This is a genomic window from Lysinibacillus sp. RS11 (assembly GCF_042019215.1).
Classification (GTDB): Bacteria; Bacillota; Bacilli; order Bacillales_A; family Planococcaceae; genus Lysinibacillus; species Lysinibacillus xylanilyticus_A.
Window position 1 is genome coordinate 641,662 of record NZ_CP168124.1, and the last position, 19,447, is coordinate 661,108.

Consider the following 19,447-nt stretch of genomic DNA (forward strand, 5'->3'; position numbering starts at 1 on the left):
AATTAGAATGTATTACCAGAATTAACTAAAATGAGTTGAGTACATACCGATATAAATAAAAATAAAGGTGGTGAAATGATGCTTGGAAAATGGTCAGCAACGGGTTTATCTATCTTAAATAATATGAATAGACATTATGGTGCAATGAGCAAGTCAATGCTTCGGATTTCTTCAGGTTACCGAATCAATAGTGCAGCAGATGATCCAGCAGGGCTCGCGATTTCCGAAAAAATGCGTGCACAAATTCGTGGGCTGAATATGGCAGCGAAAAATATCCAGGACGGTATTTCACTTGTTCAAACAGCAGAAGGTGCACTTAATGAAACACATGCAATGATCCAACGCATGCGCGAGTTAGCAGTAGAAGCTGCCAACGATACATTGACAGATAGTGATCGAGAAAAACTTGACTTAGAATTTCAAGAATTAAAAAAGGAAATTCAGCGCATCTCGAAGGATACTGAATTTAATACCAAGACATTACTGAATGGGGATCACACTACAAACGGAATTAAAATTCAGGCGGGCGCAAACTCAGGTCAAAGCATCGAGCTATTCATTAACGATATGGGAGCCGGAGCACTTGGCTTGAATGATACGACAACCATTGCAACACGTGACAATGCCGATAAAGCCATTTCCACTATGGACGAGGCTTTAAAGCGTGTATCAAACGAGCGTTCAAGACTAGGTGCCTATCAAAATCGCCTAGAGCATGCGTATAATGCAAACGTAAACACGGCAGAAAACTTACAAGCTGCCGAGTCCCGTATTCGTGATGCAGATATCGCAAAAGAAATGATGAACATAGTAAAGGCACAAATCCTAATGCAGGCAAGTCAATACGTACTAGCAATGCACCTACAGCAAGCACAATCAATTTTAAAACTACTCGAAAGCGGAACAACAAGGAATCCCCGATACTAAAGGTGATTCCTTTTTAATTTGGATAATCGATGATAGCAAAGTTGATATCGCTGATAAAGAAGTGAACACCGCTGATAAAAGTGAAGCAATCGCTGATAAAAAGTCAACACCGCTGATAAAGAAGTGAACATCGCTGATAAAAGTGAAAGAATCGCTGATAAAAAAGAGAATACCGCTGATAAAAGTGAAGCAATTGCTGATAAAAAGTCAACATCGCTGATAAAAGTGAAAGAATCGCTGATAAAAAGTCAACACCGCTGATAAAAGTGAAGCAATCGCTGATAAAAAGGTTAACAACGCTGATAAAAGTGAAAGAATCGCTGATAAAAAGTTAACATCGCTGATAAAAGTGAAAGAATCGCTGATAAAAAGTCAACACCGCTGATAAAAGTGAAGAATCGCTGATAAAAAGAGAACACCGCTGATAAAGAAGTGAACATCGCTGATAAAAGTGAAGCAACCACTGATAAAAAAGTAAAAACCGCTGATTATCATACCAAAACCGATGACAGCCATGCTATAATCGCTGAAAGGGTGTTAAATTATCTGATAAATCTAACAATATATAAAATAGAAAAGGAGAGAATTAATTGATCATAAAACCCTTCGCACCATCTCCGTTGACAATAGGACTTCAAGCACTTGTGACTCGGTTACAGCCCACACATCCCCAATATCAAAATCTTCAGCAGGAACAAAAAATTAAAGAAGCTGGCGATTTTGGAGAGCAATACGTTATGAAGGAACTGCGGCAAACAGCACTACTAAACGATTGCCACATTTTCCACAATGTCATTCTTCCCTCTGTTCTTCCCATGCAAATTGATATTCTCATCATTGTCCCCAACGCGATCATACTATTAGAAGTAAAAAATATTCGAGGAACTGTACATTTAAAAAATGACCCACGTCAGCTCATTCGTACCTCGGAATCTGGAGAGGTTCACGTCTTTACACATCCCGAAATCCAACTTGAACAGTATATTCAAGGAATGAAACATTTCTTAGATACGCAAAATATTTCTATACCCATATTCGGAGCTGTTGTGTTCCCCTTCAATAATGTCAATATTCAACGAGAGGACAGCGGATTGCCGATTCTAATGGCAAAAGAGCTACCGCTATTTCTGCATAAACATATAGAGAAAAGCAAAGAGACATCAACAATGAACGAAATCAAACACATTATTTTGTCACATTTAAGGGACAGAACGCCATTTCCACTTTGCCAATACTATCAAATTGATGTATCTGCTTTACGACGAGGAGTTCAGTGTGAAAACTGCGGTCAGTTTGGGATGAAGAAATTGCGCATGACTTGGTGTTGTCAAAGTTGCCAATATCAATGTAACGACGCACATATACGAGCGCTATTGGATTATTACATGCTAGTAGGGGGCACCATATCGAATAGAGCGTGTCGTGAGTTTTTAAATATAGAGAGTCAGTATGTAGCAAAACGACTTTTACAAAAATTAAATTTACCTAGTACTGGACCGGATCGAATTAGGAAGTACGATCTGTCCACCTTATATTGGAATGCGGCGCAAAAGAAGTGAGTTCCGCCGCTAAAAGTGTAAATTGCGCCGCTAACCAAGCGAAATGCGCCGCCAACGAAGCAAATTTCCGCCACCAACCAACAAAATTTTTTCAAATCAGACACAGAAAACAACTTCAAAATAACAAATTGGTTCACACTTTCCCTTGAAAGTTGTATACTATAATGCAGAACAAAAATGCATTAAGCATTTACAGAATATATAATTTAACTACTCGTTTTTGAAAACGGAAGGAAGAATAGAGAATGACGAAATCAATTTGTGTCGTTGGACTTGGCTACATCGGTTTACCAACGGCTGTAATGTTTGCCAACCACGGCGTGAAAGTACATGGGGTGGACGTAAACCCAGCAGCAGTAAAAAGTATTCAAGAGAAAAAACTTCATATTGAAGAAAACGGATTACAGGAGCGCTTGAACAAAGCAGTAGATGAAGGATTCCTAACGGCGTCAACGACACCAGTGGAAGCGGACGTGTTCATCGTTGCTGTACCATCACCAATCAATCCTGATAATACAGCGAATTTAGAATATGTACGTCAAGCTACAGCTTCAATCGTGCCATTCTTGAAAAAAGGTAACCTTGTCATTCTTGAATCGACAGTACCACCGAAAACAGTGGAGCACATTATGCTACCTGAACTGATCAAGGCAAATCTTGAATTTGGTGTAGATTTATTCGTATCACATTCACCAGAGCGTGTTATTCCTGGTCGTATTTTTGAAGAGTTAGTGAACAACGACCGTATCGTTGGTGGTATTGATGACACATCTGCACAAATGACAAAAGAGCTTTATCAAACATTTGTGAATGGTACAATTCACCTTACGGATGCAACAACAGCTGAGTTAGTAAAAGTAATGGAAAACACTTATCGTGATGTCAATATTGCGTTTGCGAATGAGCTTGCGAAATTAGCAGAGAAGCTGGATGTGAACATTTGGGAAGCGATTAAATTTGCGAACTATCACCCACGTGTAAATGTTCACTTCCCAGGCCCAGGTGTAGGTGGTCACTGTATCGCAGTTGACCCTTGGTTCCTAGTAGAGCTTGGTGGCGAGACGGCACAAATTATTCACCTATCTCGTAATACGAATGATAGTATGCCAAGCTTTACAGCACAAAAAACACAAGCAATCTTAAATCAAAACAAAATTGCTGGTGGCAAAGTAGCTGTTCTTGGACTAGCCTTCAAAGGAAACGTTGATGATATGCGCGAAAGTCCATCAACAATCGTTATTGACGAGTTACAAAATCTTGGATTAGACGTGATTTCATACGATCCGCACATTAAAGAAAACAAACATGCTACACAAACACAAAGCTTAGAAGAAGCAACAAAAGATGCAGATATCATTCTAGTGTTAACAGATCACAATGAATTCAAAGCATTGAACGCTGCAGATATTACAGCAAAATCAAAAATCGTCTTCGATACGAAAAATTGCTTAAAACGTGATAATTGGGAAGAAGCAGGCTTCCAGTTCCACCTTCTAGGAGATGCAAAAAACCGATGAAAGAAACAGTACTTGGCATCAATGTCAATACGGAAGGCTACGATGAATTAATGGAGATGGCATTTGAGCGCATTGAAAAAAAACAAAAGGCGCTCGTTGTTGCCATCAATCCAGAAAAGATTATCAAGGCGAAAGAAGACACTGCTCTAAAAAAGCTTCTGAACGAAGCGGAAATTCAGATTCCAGATGGCATTGGCGTGATTCTTGCTTCAAAAATTCAAAAAGGGCAAATTCGTGAACGTGTTACAGGCGTCGATATGATGATGAAGCTTTGCGAGGAAGCGGCCCAACGTGGCAAGCCCATTTTCCTTTACGGAGGGAAACCAGGTGTAGCCGATGCAGCAAAAGCAAAGCTAGAATCATTATTTCCTTCTATTAAAATAGTCGGCACACAGGACGGCTATGAAAAGGATGAACAGAAGGTACTTGACCGCATTAACGAAGCACAGCCCGATTTACTTTTTGTAGCGATGGGCAGTCCAAAGCAAGAAAACTGGATCAATGCCAATCGTGATCAATTACATCCAACCATTTATCAAGGCGTGGGTGGATCATTCGATGTACTTGCAGGTACAGTGAAACGTGCACCGGAAATTTTCCAAAAATTTGGCCTGGAATGGTTTTATCGATTAATGAAAGAACCAAAGCGTATCAAGCGTCAAATCGCCCTTCCATTATTTTTACTGGAAGTAGCAAGACAAAAACGCCAATAATTTTTAAAAATTGGTATTGTCGTTTTAAATTGAAAGTGTTAGACTGTATGTGTATAGGAATTTCCTCTATGAAATAAATAGAATTCCCTGCAAGGAAACAACGGTTGGTAGCCCAAGCGAAAAAAGCTCAAGCATTTATATGCTTGAGCTTTTTTCGTTGTTTACATTTATATGATTTTAAGAAATTTGAACATTTATTGATAGAATATCAGAATTTTGTTAGAAATTTGTGTAATATCACTTGAAAAATAAGCTTAAATAGATAACAATGGTAAAAGAGAGTTGCACGACCTTATTTTTCCGGAAATGAATTAGAAAGTTTCCCAAAATATGATTGACAACTTTTAGGGATACAACTATACTTTTATGTGTAGTTGTTTATTTACTGCATTTCTATGTAGTAGAAACATAATTTTTGAACTTAGAGGAGGAAATTTTTCTATGGCTAACCAACCAAAGAAATACAAAAAATTCGTAGCAACAGCTGCTACAGCTACATTAGTAGCATCTGCTATTGTACCAGTGGCTTCTGCTGCAGGATTCACAGACGTAGCAAATAATTCTCATGAAGAAGCGATCAACGCTCTTGCTGATGCAGGTATCATCAATGGATACGCTGACGGCACATTCAAACCAAACCAAACTATTAACCGTGGTCAAGTAGTTAAATTATTAGGCCGTTGGTTAGAAACTGAAGGCTTTAAAGTTCCAGCTGACTGGGATACAAAACAACGCTTCAACGACCTTCCATTAACAGCTGAAAAAGAATTAGTAAAATATGCTGCACTTGCTAAAGATGCAGGCGTATTCGCTGGTTCAAACGGCAACCTAAACTTCACACAAACTATGCAACGTCAACAAATGGCAGTTGTTTTAGTACGTGCTATCAATGAAATCTATGAACTAGATTTAGTTAAAGAATACAAAGCAGCTAAATTCACGAGCGAAATCTCTGACTTAGACAAAGCTTTCTCTGCTGAACAACGTGAAGCAATCACAGCTTTAGAATATGCTGAGTTAACAAATGCAGCTAACCTACCAGGTAAAGCATTCAAACCAGCTGACTCTATCACTCGCGGTCAATTCGCTTCATTCTTATACCGTACGATCAACATGGAAGTTTCAACTCCAGCAAGTGCTTCTGTAAAAGCTATCAACAACACAACTGTTGAAGTAACATTTGACGAAGAAGTTGAAAACGTACAAGCTCTTAACTTCGAAATCAAAGATCTAGAAGTTAAAAACGCAGCTGTAAAACAAACTAACAAAAAAGTTGTTGTTTTAACTACTGCACCACAAACAGCTGACAAAGAGTACACTGTATCTCTTAATGCTGAAGAAGTTGGTAAATTTAAAGGTGTATCAGCTGTAATTCCAACTAAAGTTGAACTAACTACTCCTGCTACTCAAGGTAAACTTGGTCAACAAGTAACTGTAAAAGCAAAAGTTACTGTAGCTGAAGGTCAATCTAAAGCTGGTATCCCTGTAACTTTCTACGTACCAGGTAACAACACAGATGGCGTTACACCAACATTAACTGGTGAAGCAATCACTGATGAAAACGGTGTAGCATCTTACTCTTATACTCGTTACAAAGACGGTACTGATGAAGTAACTGCTTATGCAACTGGTGATCGTTCTAAATTCTCACTTGGTTATGTATTCTGGGGAGTAGACACAATCTTATCAGTTCAAGAAGTAACTACTGGTGCTACAATCAACAACGGCGCTGACAAAACTTACAAAGTTACTTACAAAAACCCTAAAACTGGTTTACCAGAAGCAAACAAAACATTCAACATTGGTTTTGTTGAAAACATGAACGTTACTTCTGATAAAGTATCAAACGCAACAGTTAATGGTATCAATGCTCTTCAATTAAGCAACAATACAGCTTTAGCTGCTGCTAAAATCACTACTGACTCTAAAGGTGAAGCTACATTCACTGTTTCAGGTGCAAACACAGCTGTTACTCCAGTAGTATTTGCTCCAAATACTGCAACTGGTGAAAAAGCTGAACTTTATAAAGCATCAGCTTTACAAACAACTGCTTCTAAAGTAACATTCGGTGCAGTTCAATCTCAATACACGATCGAAATGACTCGTGATGGCGGTGAAGTAGCAGCTCGTTATGCTGACAATGGTCGTCAATATAAAGTAGTTGTTAAAGATAAAGAAGGTAAATTAGCTAAAAACGAAATCGTGAACGTAGCGTTCAACGAAGATTTAGACCGTGTAATTAGTACTAATACGGAAGCTAAATTCATCCAAGTTGACAAAGATGACAACCAATCTTACTATGCAAACAATGCTGCTGACGGTAAAAATAATGCGAAGCAAATCTCTGTTAAAACAAATGATAAAGGTGAAGCAACATTTATCATCGGTTCTGACAAAGAAAATGATTATGCAACTCCAGTAGCTTGGATTGATATCAATACTTCAAATGCTAAACAAGGTAACCTTGATGAAGGTGAACCAAAAGTAGCTGGTCAAATGTCTTACTTCCAAAATGCATACCTTGATGGGGCTGCAGTTAAATCTTTCAAACTAAATGATAGTAAGAAAGTTGTAACTAAATTTGAAGGTAACGAATCTGCAGTGTTCCGTGCAGAATTAGTAAACCAAAGTAACAAGAAAATGTCTGGTACAAGTGTTAAGAAAGTAACTTACACAATCTTTAACACTGGTGCTAATGATGTAGTAGTAGATGGCAAGACTATTTCACCAAATCGTAGCTGGACAGTAACTAAAGAACTTCCAGGTTCTACTGATTTAATTGTTACTTCAGCTGATCAAAAAACTACTTCAGTAAAAGTTACTGCAACTGGTGTTGCTATTAATACTGACGGTAAAGATTACGCATTCACTTCTAAAGAAGCAAATGCAGAATTCACTTCAAAATCTGATGTAACTAAAGAACACACTGGTGAAGTAGTTGCAATCAACAAAAATGAAATTGAGTTCAAAGATAAAGCTCCAATTTCAGTTAAAGATGCTAAATTCTATGCATTAAGTGGTGCTGAAATTTATGGCGCTGACAAATTCATTAAAGAGTTAGAATCTTACGATGGTGTTGTTGTAACACGCACTGAAGATAAAGATGGAAAAATCACTTTACGAATTGTGCGCGAAGTTAAAGGTACTGATGCAATTAAAGTAAATGCTGATGCAAAATTAACTTCAGCTGTAATTACAAGCGAAGCAGGTGGAACATCAGCAGTTGCATCATCTAGTGATACAATTATTGTAAACACTAATGTAACTCCAAAATTAACTATCGGTGCTAAAGCTTATACTTATAATGCAAATGCACCTGTTACAGATGCAACTAATTATAAAAATGTTACTGATTTAGTTAATAAAATCAACGCTGACAAAGGCACTCATGGTGTTACAGCAACAGCTGATGCAGCAGGCATTAAATTAATGAACGAAAAAGGCGAAGCATTCTCTTATCAAGTAGATTCACTTGCGTCTGTTTACGTTAACAATGGTAAGCCTGGAGTTGTATCATCTAAACAACAAGTTACATTTACATTTACATCATCTGTTAATGTAAGCGTAGATGAAAAAGTTTTCATTAATGGTACAGAAGCAACAGTAACAAGTGTAAATGGTAACAAAGTTGTTGTTGAAATTTCTACTTTAAATGTAGGCAATGCAATTACTCAATTTGAAGTTAAAGAAGATGGTGTATGGAAAGTACTTAAATCTTCTGTAACTGATAAAGCTGTAAATTTAGCAGGCGTTCAAGTAGTTAAGTAATATTCTATTTTCAAATGTTTGCATATAAAAGTAAAAGGCTTTGTGGATTTTTCCACAAAGCCTTTTCTTTTTAATGGGAATAACTAAGCTCTACTGAATCTGTTTCATATGTATCTATAGTTATAGCAAATAGAAGAAATAATTAATAATAATTTTTTAGATAAATAGATTTGTTTTATATTGATAGTTAATAATGGTCATGTTTTCCTTGGAAATATAACATGAAGATACTAATTTATAGTATAATAACCATATGTGAAAAAAAGACATAATTCGAGAAAGGTAGAGTTTGATGACAATTACTGAACCGGTACGAAAATATATATTGTCAGGGATAGTAGCCTGTGTTGTTATTGGTCTGATCGTGGCGAATGTTTTAGCAAGCAAACAGGATGAGGATTTCTCATCGAATGATATTCTTTATAGCCAGGCAATTCAATTACAAGCAGAGGGTAATTATGAAGATGCATGGAATGCAGTTTCTAAAGTGTTAAAGACAGAGCCGAACTCCGAAATAGCAAATTATTTAGCTGGAATTATAGCTGTTAACAGAGGTGATGTAAAACAGGCAGCAATTTATATGCAGAAAACATTAGATATTAATCCTTATAAGGTAGAAGATGCGACTTTTATGATTCAGTTAGGAGAGATATTTGTAGCTGCAGAAAAATATGAGGAAGCAAAAATTGTTCTTCTTCGCTGTCAAGAATCGGGCTGGGCACCAGAAGAAATACCAAATTATCAAGACCATGTTGCTACATTACTAGCTCAAATTGAAAATTTGCAATAAAGGAAGGTACATAATAGATGAGTAAGTTCTACGAAAAAGTAGCTTATCGTGATGTGGAAGAAGATGTTAAATCTCAAAAATCCGTAGATAAATGGATTTTTAGATTACTTCTTATTGTTATAGGCTTCGTGCCATTAATTGTTATGGCAAAAGTTATTGAGGTACAATCACCGCTCGTTACAAATGTAGATATCCTTCAGAGTGGAGAAAAGGGAGATCTTTTTACTTACTATAAATCTCTAATAGTAATAATTATAACTATATTAGCAGGTCTAATGTTGTTAGCAAAGATTTTATTTATGAATGGCGAAATCCGCAAAACAAAAATAAATTATGCAATAGGAGCATTTGCAGTAGCGATTGTTATTTCGACAATCTTTTCACCAAACATTTCTATTGCATTGCATGGTCTGTATAACCGTTCAGATGGTGCAATTAGTTGGTTGTGTTATTTAGCATTGTTCTTTATTGCGATGAATATTGACTATCCGAAAAAAGCACTAAATTGTATTTTATATTCTCTATACCCATTTGTGATTATTAACCTATTTATAGTTACTATGAACTTTTATGATAATGATTTACTTCAAAAGGTAGCAGTTAAAAAGCTGGTGATGTTATTTTTACCTGAGGGTGCTGAGCTTAGTGATGGTTCCGTTTTAGTAGGGACATTAAATCAATGGAACTATATGAGTGGAATGTTTGCAATCATGACCGTAATGTTTCTGACAGCAACAGTTTTAGAAAAAAATATTGGCCGAGCTATCGGACATTTAGTTGTAGCTGTGATGTCCATAGCTGTAATGTTAATGTCTATTTCAACAAGTGGTTTTATAACAGTTTGTATAATGATGATTGTTGTATTATTTGTAGCAATTAAATCGGAAAAGAAAGCACAAAGCTTTGCGATGATTGCAGTGTTTTTAGTAGCAAGTGCACCAGTGTTTCATGTGCTTGCAAGTAAAGATGCACGTGTTTGGACTGAATCTGTAGGCTTTGTAATAAAATCTAATCCTTATTTAAAGGAAGAGCCTGTATCTGCCACAAGTATAAATACAGATGTGAAATTTGACTGGATGACAAAGGCTTATGCTACCGAAAAATTTGAATTGCCAGTGCTGCCTGAGAGAGCTGTTGGTGCTGGGACAGGGCGTGTTTATATTTGGGGGAAAGGCTTTGAATTAGTGAAAGATCGTCCATTCTTTGGGTATGGGTTGGATACTTTTATGTATAATTTCCCGCATTATAATATTGATGCACGTGCAAGTATATTTGATGAAAATACAATTATTGATAAACCCCATAGTATGTATGTTGGTTGGCTATATGGAACAGGAATAATAGGTTTTTTATGTGGAATCATCATATTAATTATTTCATTATGTAGCCCACTAAAAATTGCTATTAAATCTAATAATTCAATGATTTGGATACTAGGAATAGCATGGGGAGCGTATTTAGTTCAAGCGTTATTTAATGATAGTTTGCCAGGAACATCTGCAACTTTGTGGGTTATGGCGGGTATATTATTAGCTACCACATTAAATAAAAATAACATAGCCCAACAATAGACGCGAAATAATTAACAGCCCACTAGAATAGGGCTGTTAATTAATTTGAACAAATGCCATCATTTGGCGAGGTGAAGATAAAAATTGAACTATAAATTTAGGTTGATTTCTTTATTAACCATCGATTCAATAATTGTTTTAATTTCTATTTTTTTAGCACATTTTTTCTTGAATCCGTTTAATCGAACTGTCGATTTGATGTTAGTGTTGAGTTCTATCATATTATTAATAAGTCATCATATATTATGCTTTTATTTTCACCTATATCAAAGAATTTGGAAGTATGCAAATATTGATGAATTAATAAGTCTGTGTAAAGTAGTTATTTTATCGATATTAATAACCGCAGCATCACAACTTATTTTCTTTAATGATTTATATGAAAGAGGACTTTTTTTAACGTTAATTTTACATCTTGTATTCTTATGTGGAATTAGATTGTTTTGGAGATATATACAATTAAGAAGAGATGATGTAATTCGTGAAAGTTCAATAAAAAGAAAAGCAACACTTATATTAGGAGCTGGGGTTTCAGGCAGAAGTATTTCAGCAGAATTACAGAAAACGGACAGTGTTCTAAATCCAGTCGTTTTTTTAGATGATAATCCAAAACTGAAAAATTTAGAAATAAACGGTATACCTATAGTTGGAAATTTAAATGATTTAGAAGCTGTTGTAGAGCATTATAATATTAAACATATTATCATTGCAATACCCAGCCTTAAAGGAGAGCAACTACAGAAAATTATTCAAAAGTCTAAAAGAGTATGTAAGAATGTCCAGATTATACCGAAATATAGAGAGTTCGCAACTGGGAAATTAAGTTATAGTAAGTTTAGAAATGTATCTATTGAAGACTTACTTGGAAGAGATTCAGTTGTTTTAGATAATGACTCTATTTCAAAAAAAATAAAAGGAAAAAAAATACTAGTTACAGGTGCTGGTGGATCAATAGGTTCTGAACTTTGCAGGCAAATAATAAAATTTGAACCTAGTATACTCGTTTTGTTAGATCATAGCGAGTATAACATTTATCAGATTTTACGTGAGTTGGAAAAAATAAAAGGATGTACTCAACTTAAAGTAGAGATTCTAAGTGTGGAAAATCGTGAACGAGTGCAGTTAATGATGGAAAAACATCAACCAAATATTATTTTCCATGCTGCAGCATACAAACATGTACCTTTAATGGAAGAAAATATTTATTCAGCTGTATCAACAAATATTCTAGGTACAAAAAATGTAATAGATGCGGCAGATAAAGTAAGTGTAAGCAGTTTTGTATTAATTTCAACTGATAAAGCTGTTAGTCCGTCAAATATTATGGGGATGTCGAAGAGAATTGCTGAGTTAATTGTGAATGAAAAAAACAATAATAGCTCTACGAAATATTCATCTGTACGTTTTGGAAATGTACTTGGTAGTAGTGGAAGTGTTGTTCCATTGTTTAAAGAGCAAATCAAAAAAGGTGGTCCCGTTACAGTAACACATCCTGATATGTCACGCTACTTTATGACAATTCCTGAAGCTGCCCAATTAGTAATTCAAGCTGCAAGTTTTTCAAAAGGTGGAGAAACCTTCGTACTAGATATGGGGCAACCTGTTAAAATTGTTGATTTAGCGAAGCAACTAATTAATTTATCTGGTTTTTCCGAGGATGAAATTGAAATAACTTATACAGGTATTCGTGTTGGAGAAAAACTACACGAAGAATTATTTTATGAATTTGAAGAAAAGTATAGTAAAGTACATCCAAAAATCAATGCTTTTACTAATGAACAATATATCAGTGATATTAGATATAAATTACAGAATAACTTGACATATAGTGAAGAAGAACTTGAACAGCTTCTTCAAACAATTTTAAATAATGTGGAATCTAAAAATACAGCTAGAATGGTTAGTAATTAGGAAATCTCCCATACAAACATTCGAAAGCTATTATTTTTGATTGTAATGAAAGGGAGAGTATATATTGTTGAACTTAATTAGAGAACACCGAAACTTAATTAAGCAGTTAACAAAGAGAGATTTAGAACTTAAATATAAGGGATCATTCCTTGGAGGAATTTGGTCTTTCATTACGCCGTTAATAATGTTAGCGGTATATACTTTTATATTCTCTGTAGTCTTTAATGCTAGATGGGGAATTGAGCAAAGTGATAACAAATTTGAATTTGCGATGATTATTTTCTCAGGGCTAATAATTTATAATATTTTCAATGAAACAGTTAGTAAATCAACTACAATTATTCTCTCTAATGTGAATTATGTAAAAAAAGTGATTTTCCCATTAGATATTCTTCCACTAACTACATTATTATCTTCGTTAATCAATGCATTTTTTAATATAGTGGTATTAGCAGTAGGGATTGCGATTTTTATTCCAGACTGGAACTTTATGTGGTTATTTATATCGTTAATTTATTTACTTCCAATAAGCTTATTCTCTTTAGGTTTTGCTTACATTGTTGCATCTATTGGTGTATATATTCGTGATTTGGCTTATACAGTAGGAGTACTATTAAATATTCTGTTTTATGTGACACCTATTTTTTACCCTATTTCGCTTGTTCCAGAGTTTATGCATCCAATAATGAATTTAAATCCATTAACTTATGTGATAGAAGGTTATAGGGATGCTGTATTTGCTGGCAAATTTCCTAATTGGGGTTCATTTTTAGTATTCACATTTTCTGGATACATTTTTATGCTATTAAGTATTTGGTTATTCCGTAAGCTAAAGCGAGGGTTTGCAGATGTCATTTAATAATAAAGATATCGTGATAAAGGTTGAAAATGTCACTAAAGAATATAAAATATACCAAAAGCCTATTCATAAAATTTTAATTAACTTAGCACCGAAGTTTTATGAAAAGAAAGTAAGTAATTTTAAGGCACTAAACAATATTAGTTTAGAAATTCCAAAAGGTACGACAGTAGGTATAGTAGGAAGAAATGGATCTGGAAAAAGTACACTGTTACAAATAATCACTGGTACTCTAAACCCTACATTAGGAAACGTAAATATAAATGGGCGAATTTCTGCACTTTTAGAGCTTGGGGCAGGATTTAACCCAGAATTTACAGGGCGCGAGAATGTATATTTAAATGGTGCTATTTTAGGATTAAGTAGAAAAGAGATCGATGAAAAATTTGATTCTATACTTGAGTTTTCAGAAATTGGAGAATTTATAGATCGCCCTGTTAAAACATATTCAAGTGGTATGTTTGTAAGGCTAGCATTTTCAGTAGCTGCCTTTGTTGATCCAGATATCATGATAATTGATGAGGCATTGTCAGTTGGCGATGAGAAATTCCAAAGAAAATGCTATAACTATTTAGAAAATTTAAAGGAAAAAGGTTGTACTATTCTCTTTGTTTCTCATTCTATGAGGGTCGTTGAACAATTATGTGATTATGCATATCTATTAGATAACTCTAATTTGATAGCTGAGGGAGAGCCTAAGGAAATTATCGATAAATACCACATGCTTCTGTATTCTCAAGAAAATGCACACTATCAAGCTTTAAATGCTGTTGAAAAAGCTGAAAAAAATATAGTTAGTGATGGTGGGGATACAACAGAGGAGCATATTGCTAAAATTGAAAGAGATGTATTTATTGAAAATGTAAAGATGTTAAATGAAGTAGATGAAGAGGCATATGTGTTTAATACAGGTAAACCAAGTAAAATTGTTTTAACTGTTCATTCTTCAATAAATGTGCAAGATGTATTAATTGGTCTGAGAATTAAAACTACACAAGGAATAGAAGTTTATGGCACTAGTACGTCATATCATAAATTAAAAATAGATTTTAAGAAAAACAAACAATATACAATTTCATTTGATCAAAAGGTACGTTTAACATCTGGAACATACCATATATCTGTAGCAATAGCTAAAGAGGATGGGAAAAATGATATGATCTACTTCGATAAATTATCTGATTTCTTATTGTTTAAAGTGGAAGAACTTCCAATTAGCGGAACTGGGATTGCGAATTTAAATAGTAGCATAACAATAAAAGAAGTATAGCTGTAATTAAGTTTAACATTAAACAAATTATAGGAAGTGTGTAAGCAAAATGACCAAGAAAAATATATTAATTGTGACAGAGAATTTTTCATTGGGGGGGCTTGAAACTCATATATTATCACATTGTAAAGTATTAAAGGAAATAGGTAGTGAAATATTTTTAGCAACTTCAAGTAGTTCAAGTACAAATTTAATTGATGAATATATAACTAAAAGTCTCCTAATAGAAAACTTCTCTAGTACGATTGGTAATGATTTATTAAATCATTATAATATCTTGAAAGAATTTATAATTAAAAATGAGATTAACTATATTCAAATACATCCTTATGTAACAGCTATTGTAACTGCTGCTATTGCAAATGATTTAAATATACCTTATTCGTATACAGCACATGGACCATTAAATTTTAGTTTGGGGTACGGAGAAATATATAGAAATTTCATGTTTGATATAGTACTGCCATCTGCAAACAAGATTTATTCTGTTTCAGAAGAAACTAAGCAATTAATGAAACATGCTAATAAAGACTTAAAGATAACTATCTTACCTAATGTAATTGAAATAAGTGACACATTAAATGCTCATCATAATGAAAGTAATAATATATCTTTGATTTCTAGATTGGATAAAGATAAAGTTCAAGGGATTTATGAATTTATAAAGTTTTATAGAGAATATATAAATACTGAGAATGGTAAAAATAAATCTTTAATTATTGTTGGGGATGGAGAATCTTACGAAGATATACAAGAGTTTATCAAAAATGATACTAATATAAGCATGGCTGGGTATAGCGAGAAAGTAAATGATTATATTGAAAAATCTTACTTTGTTTGTGGTATGGGGCGAGTTGTATTAGAATCAATGGCACAAAATAGACCTATTCTATTACTAGGATATGATGGCATCAAAGGCTTTGTTTCACAAGGGAATGTAGAGCATCTTGCTAATTCAAATTTCTCTGGAAGAAACATTAATACAGCTACATATGAAAACATTCTTCAAGAGATTGTTGCTTTAGATAAAAGTGCAGGCAAGTATTTTTTACAGCAGTGGGCATTAGAAAACAGAAGTACACAATTATTAAAAAGAGAATATGCTTATTTAGGTAATGAAAATATTAATAATGAAGTATCAGAAAATAAATGGTCTAATTACTTCATAAACATATGCACCAATTTGTTAGACCAAAATATTTTATTACCACAAAATATTGTATACTTCTTAGATCTATTTAATGTAAATAAAGAAGATAAAGTAGTAATGTCTTTACTTGCTGAGTTAAGTAGAGTTAGAGAAGAAAAGCAAACGCAGTCTATTGAATTAGCAATGACTAGACAAAGTCTACATGACTCTTCTTCAAACAAGCAAGAATTAGAAAATAAATTAAATTTATTAATGGATACACATAATAAATTATTAGATAAGATAGAAAGTAGTTCTATAGAGGAAGTAAAGAAATTATTAAATTATCCTAGTGAAGAAGAAATTAAACGGATTTATGAAAATTTAAGTTTAAAAGATCATCAAATATTTCAACTAAATGAACAGATACAGTTAAATGAACAACTATTTAATAATTTATCACAGAAAATATATGAGTTACACGGATCAAAGTATTTTAAATTAGTAAATTTACTAAAGCGTACAAATTTTCATTTAGTAAAAGGTAGTACTAAAGAGAAAAAAGAATTTATAAAATGGTTTTACAAGAAACTATCTAGAGAAAATTATGTTTCAACAAACAAAATCGAGCATCCATTAGATCAATTAATAACGATGATTGAACAAAAGAATAAACATCTAATAACATCGCCCACAACCCCTGCTGCAGAAGTAGTTTCCGGGTTTGGTTCTATGTATGAGCAGCAGTATGCTTACTATAGAGACTATTTAAATCAGTCGAATGATGAGTACGCGAAACAAATTAAAGGAATATTAAAAAATAGAAAATTTAAAGGAATAGTTATTTATCCAACGGCAGTACATTGGGAACCGATGCAACGACCTCAACAATTTTTAAGAGAATTTGCTAAAAAAGGATATCTATGTTTCTTCTGTGCACCATTCAATGGTGAATTTTCTATTAAGGAATATGAGAATAATTTATTTATTGTAAATAATGATGCTGCATTATTGTCTGTTGTTAGAAATAAGTATTGTATTGTTTTATGTACTTGGCAAGGCCAAAAAGCATTCATTGATCTTTTACCACAAAAATTGCTTTGGTATGATTTATTAGATCAATTGGAATTCTTTGCTGATACAGATGAAAAAACAATAGAGGCACATTATCAAACCCTTGAACACGCAGATATTGTAACTTATTCAGCTGACAAATTACATAAATATGTTAGCAAAAGAACAGATGCAATAGTTTTACCTAATGCTAGTAACTTAGCAGACTTTATTCAAGGAAAAGATACAGAGAAGCAAGGCCCACTATTACAAGGTATAAAGAATAGAAAAGTAGTAGGTTATTTTGGTGCAATAGAAGAGTGGTTTGAAGTAGATTTAATTAATCAATTAGCAGAAAGAAATAAAGAATGGTTATTTGTAATAATTGGACATATTGGGGCTGATATTAAGTTTAAAAAGCTTGAAAATATTCGATTAGTAGGCAAAGTTGATTACATTAAATTAGTGAACTATGCGTCTGCTTTTGATGTTGGTATTGTTCCTTTTAAAATTAATGACTTAACGGATTGTGTATCTCCAGTAAAATACTTTGAATATAGAGCTTTAGGTTTACCAGTAGTTACTACGGGAATACATGAAATGAAAAAATTCTCTAATGATTATGGTGTATATATTGCAAATAGCTTAGAGGAATTTGAAAGCAGCATTAAAGATGCTTTATTGCTTGACAAAGAACAGATAAAGCAGACTTCAGAAGAGTTTGCAATCCAACATCAGTGGAAAAATCGTATTGAAATTGTAGAGCAAAAAATGCTAAAGAATATAAGCAATTTAAAAGCATATGCTAATTATTTTATTGATGATCATGTATCAGTTATGACAGGCACTTTCTTAGGTTTGGATGGAGAAAACTTCTATTCAGGTGGAGCTGAAAGATATTTAATAGATTTAAATGAAGTTGTGAACTCATTAAATAGAAGATTAATTATTTATCAATATGGAACTTTCCCATGGACACGAAAATTCAAAAATATAGAAGTTAGATCCTTGGCGCGTGGAACAGAAAAAATAACAGAGTTATCAGTTGAAAATGTAAGAAATTATAATAAGGTATTTTATGATGAAGAAAATGCTGTATCGTTATTAAACGTATATTCTGCTTTCTTTGAATCATGGCCAAATGTAGCAAGCCCAAGTATAGGTATTAGTCATGGTATCGCATGGGACTCACCACAAAATAGCGGGCTATCAGCTTTGACTTTTTGGGAACAAAATAGAAAAATCATTGAATCGGCATCCTTGGTTGATAAGATGGTGTCTGTAGATACTAATACAGCTAATTGGTTCCAAACTATTGATTTTGAATTAGGAAATACTATGGAGTATGTACCTAACTATGTTGATACTAATATATTTAAGCCTAGCCAAAAAGAGAGTGACAGAGTTGTAATCTCTTATCCAAGAAGATTATACGGAGCTCGTGGATTATATATGGTATTAGATATTATTGATGAGATTCTTACAAAATTCCCTTATGTAGACTTCCATTTTGTTGGAAAAGGGTTTGAAGAAGATACAAAACATGTTGAACAAAAGATTGGAAAATGGAAGGATAGGATTAAGTGGTATTCTCTAGATCCTTCAGAAATGCATAAGGCATACGAAATTGCTGACATATCATTAGTACCTACTTTGCATAGTGAAGGAACTAGTTTATCATGCCTAGAGGCAATGTCTTCTGGAAATGCCGTAATATTAACGAGAATTGGCGGATTAACAGACTTGGTAATCAATGATTTTAATGGTATTTTAATCGAACCTAATAGTAGTGCGCTGAAAAAGGCAATAGAAGAGTTATTAAGTAATCCAGAAAAGCTACAATTTGTTAAAGAAAATGCTATTCAGGTTTCTAAAACATTCTCAAAAACCCAATGGAGTGAGAAATGGTCTACTATTGTTAAGGATTTTATCGAGGCAGAAAGCCCAGAGATTGAATTAAAGTCGAATAAAATTATCCATTTTTATATTGATGATGAAAAAGATTTAGAACGTGTTCTTGACCGAATTAAAACATACTTACTTGAAGGTCATAATATTATGGTATTTATGAAGAAAATCATTAATAACAGAGAGAAAAATAGTTTTGGTCGACTGCAATTTTTACATTTAAGTGAAGATATTTTTGATGCTGGGGATTATTTAATAGCTTCTAATAAAATATCCGATAGTATGAAAAATTATAAATACCAAATGGATGAAATCATTTGATTTTATCTTGTTGATTCAGCGGGTGTGTAAACTCCCGCTGAATAAAGAAAAGATAAAGCTTTTGGCGGATGTCACAGATTTAAAGAGGAGTTTTTTCGAGCGGGCTCGAAAAAATCTGGACGCAATTACGCTGAGGCGTAATGGATAATTG

The 19,447-nt window shown here is 33.7% G+C and carries 11 protein-coding genes; all 11 read left to right on the forward strand.

Annotation, left to right across the window (positions count from 1 at the left end; all coding sequences use genetic code 11):
* The first annotated feature begins 78 nt into the window (after nt 1-78).
* The 11 genes from AB9L17_RS03300 to AB9L17_RS03350 all read left to right on the forward strand — a co-directional run bounded on the left by AB9L17_RS03300 (nt 79) and on the right by AB9L17_RS03350 (nt 19,296).
* Nucleotides 79-927, forward strand: coding sequence for a flagellin (locus AB9L17_RS03300; RefSeq protein ID WP_375200065.1), 849 nt, complete (start codon nt 79-81; stop codon nt 925-927).
* Between the two features lie 590 nt (nt 928-1,517).
* On the forward strand, nt 1,518-2,486 hold the full coding sequence (locus AB9L17_RS03305; protein ID WP_375200066.1) for a nuclease-related domain-containing protein: 969 nt from the start codon (nt 1,518-1,520) through the stop codon (nt 2,484-2,486).
* A gap of 245 nt (nt 2,487-2,731) precedes the next feature.
* Entirely contained in the window at nt 2,732-4,003 is a 1,272-nt protein-coding gene (locus AB9L17_RS03310) for a nucleotide sugar dehydrogenase (protein ID WP_375200067.1), read from the forward strand.
* Entirely contained in the window at nt 4,000-4,716 is a 717-nt protein-coding gene (locus tag AB9L17_RS03315) for a WecB/TagA/CpsF family glycosyltransferase (protein ID WP_375200068.1), read from the forward strand. Before AB9L17_RS03310 ends, AB9L17_RS03315 begins: the two co-directional genes overlap by 4 nt.
* A 441-nt stretch (nt 4,717-5,157) precedes the next feature.
* Nucleotides 5,158-8,484 carry an S-layer homology domain-containing protein gene (locus tag AB9L17_RS03320; RefSeq protein WP_375200069.1) on the forward strand — a complete coding sequence of 1,109 codons (3,327 nt, stop codon included), beginning with the start codon at nt 5,158-5,160 and terminating at the stop codon, nt 8,482-8,484.
* 292 nt (nt 8,485-8,776) lie between these two features.
* Entirely contained in the window at nt 8,777-9,274 is a 498-nt protein-coding gene (locus AB9L17_RS03325) for a tetratricopeptide repeat protein (RefSeq protein ID WP_068986201.1), read from the forward strand.
* Between the two features lie 17 nt (nt 9,275-9,291).
* On the forward strand, nt 9,292-10,845 hold the full coding sequence (locus AB9L17_RS03330) for an O-antigen ligase family protein (RefSeq protein ID WP_375200070.1): 1,554 nt from the start codon (nt 9,292-9,294) through the stop codon (nt 10,843-10,845).
* Between the two features lie 84 nt (nt 10,846-10,929).
* Nucleotides 10,930-12,756, forward strand: a complete 1,827-nt coding sequence (locus AB9L17_RS03335; RefSeq protein WP_223552704.1) for a polysaccharide biosynthesis protein — start codon at nt 10,930-10,932, stop codon at nt 12,754-12,756.
* A 64-nt stretch (nt 12,757-12,820) separates the two neighbouring features.
* Nucleotides 12,821-13,615 (forward strand): ABC transporter permease, encoded by a 795-nt coding sequence (locus AB9L17_RS03340; protein ID WP_223552702.1) that lies wholly within the window; start codon nt 12,821-12,823, stop codon nt 13,613-13,615.
* Nucleotides 13,605-14,885, forward strand: coding sequence for an ABC transporter ATP-binding protein (locus AB9L17_RS03345; RefSeq protein WP_223552700.1), 1,281 nt, complete (start codon nt 13,605-13,607; stop codon nt 14,883-14,885). Before AB9L17_RS03340 ends, AB9L17_RS03345 begins: the two co-directional genes overlap by 11 nt.
* Nucleotides 14,886-14,934: 49 nt before the next feature.
* Nucleotides 14,935-19,296, forward strand: coding sequence for a glycosyltransferase (locus tag AB9L17_RS03350; RefSeq protein WP_375200071.1), 4,362 nt, complete (start codon nt 14,935-14,937; stop codon nt 19,294-19,296).
* The last annotated feature ends 151 nt before the right edge of the window (nt 19,297-19,447 follow it).

Excerpts from the sequence above, each read along its gene's own strand:
- AB9L17_RS03300 (WP_375200065.1), top strand. The coding sequence starts at position 79 with ATGCTTGGAAAATGGTCAGCAACGGGTTTATCTATCTTAAATAATATG.
- AB9L17_RS03345 (WP_223552700.1), top strand. The coding sequence starts at position 13,605 with ATGTCATTTAATAATAAAGATATCGTGATAAAGGTTGAAAATGTCACT.
- AB9L17_RS03330 (WP_375200070.1), top strand. The coding sequence starts at position 9,292 with ATGAGTAAGTTCTACGAAAAAGTAGCTTATCGTGATGTGGAAGAAGAT.
- AB9L17_RS03310 (WP_375200067.1), top strand. The coding sequence starts at position 2,732 with ATGACGAAATCAATTTGTGTCGTTGGACTTGGCTACATCGGTTTACCA.
- AB9L17_RS03315 (WP_375200068.1), top strand. The coding sequence starts at position 4,000 with ATGAAAGAAACAGTACTTGGCATCAATGTCAATACGGAAGGCTACGAT.
- AB9L17_RS03350 (WP_375200071.1), top strand. The coding sequence starts at position 14,935 with ATGACCAAGAAAAATATATTAATTGTGACAGAGAATTTTTCATTGGGG.
- AB9L17_RS03320 (WP_375200069.1), top strand. The coding sequence starts at position 5,158 with ATGGCTAACCAACCAAAGAAATACAAAAAATTCGTAGCAACAGCTGCT.
- AB9L17_RS03325 (WP_068986201.1), top strand. The coding sequence starts at position 8,777 with ATGACAATTACTGAACCGGTACGAAAATATATATTGTCAGGGATAGTA.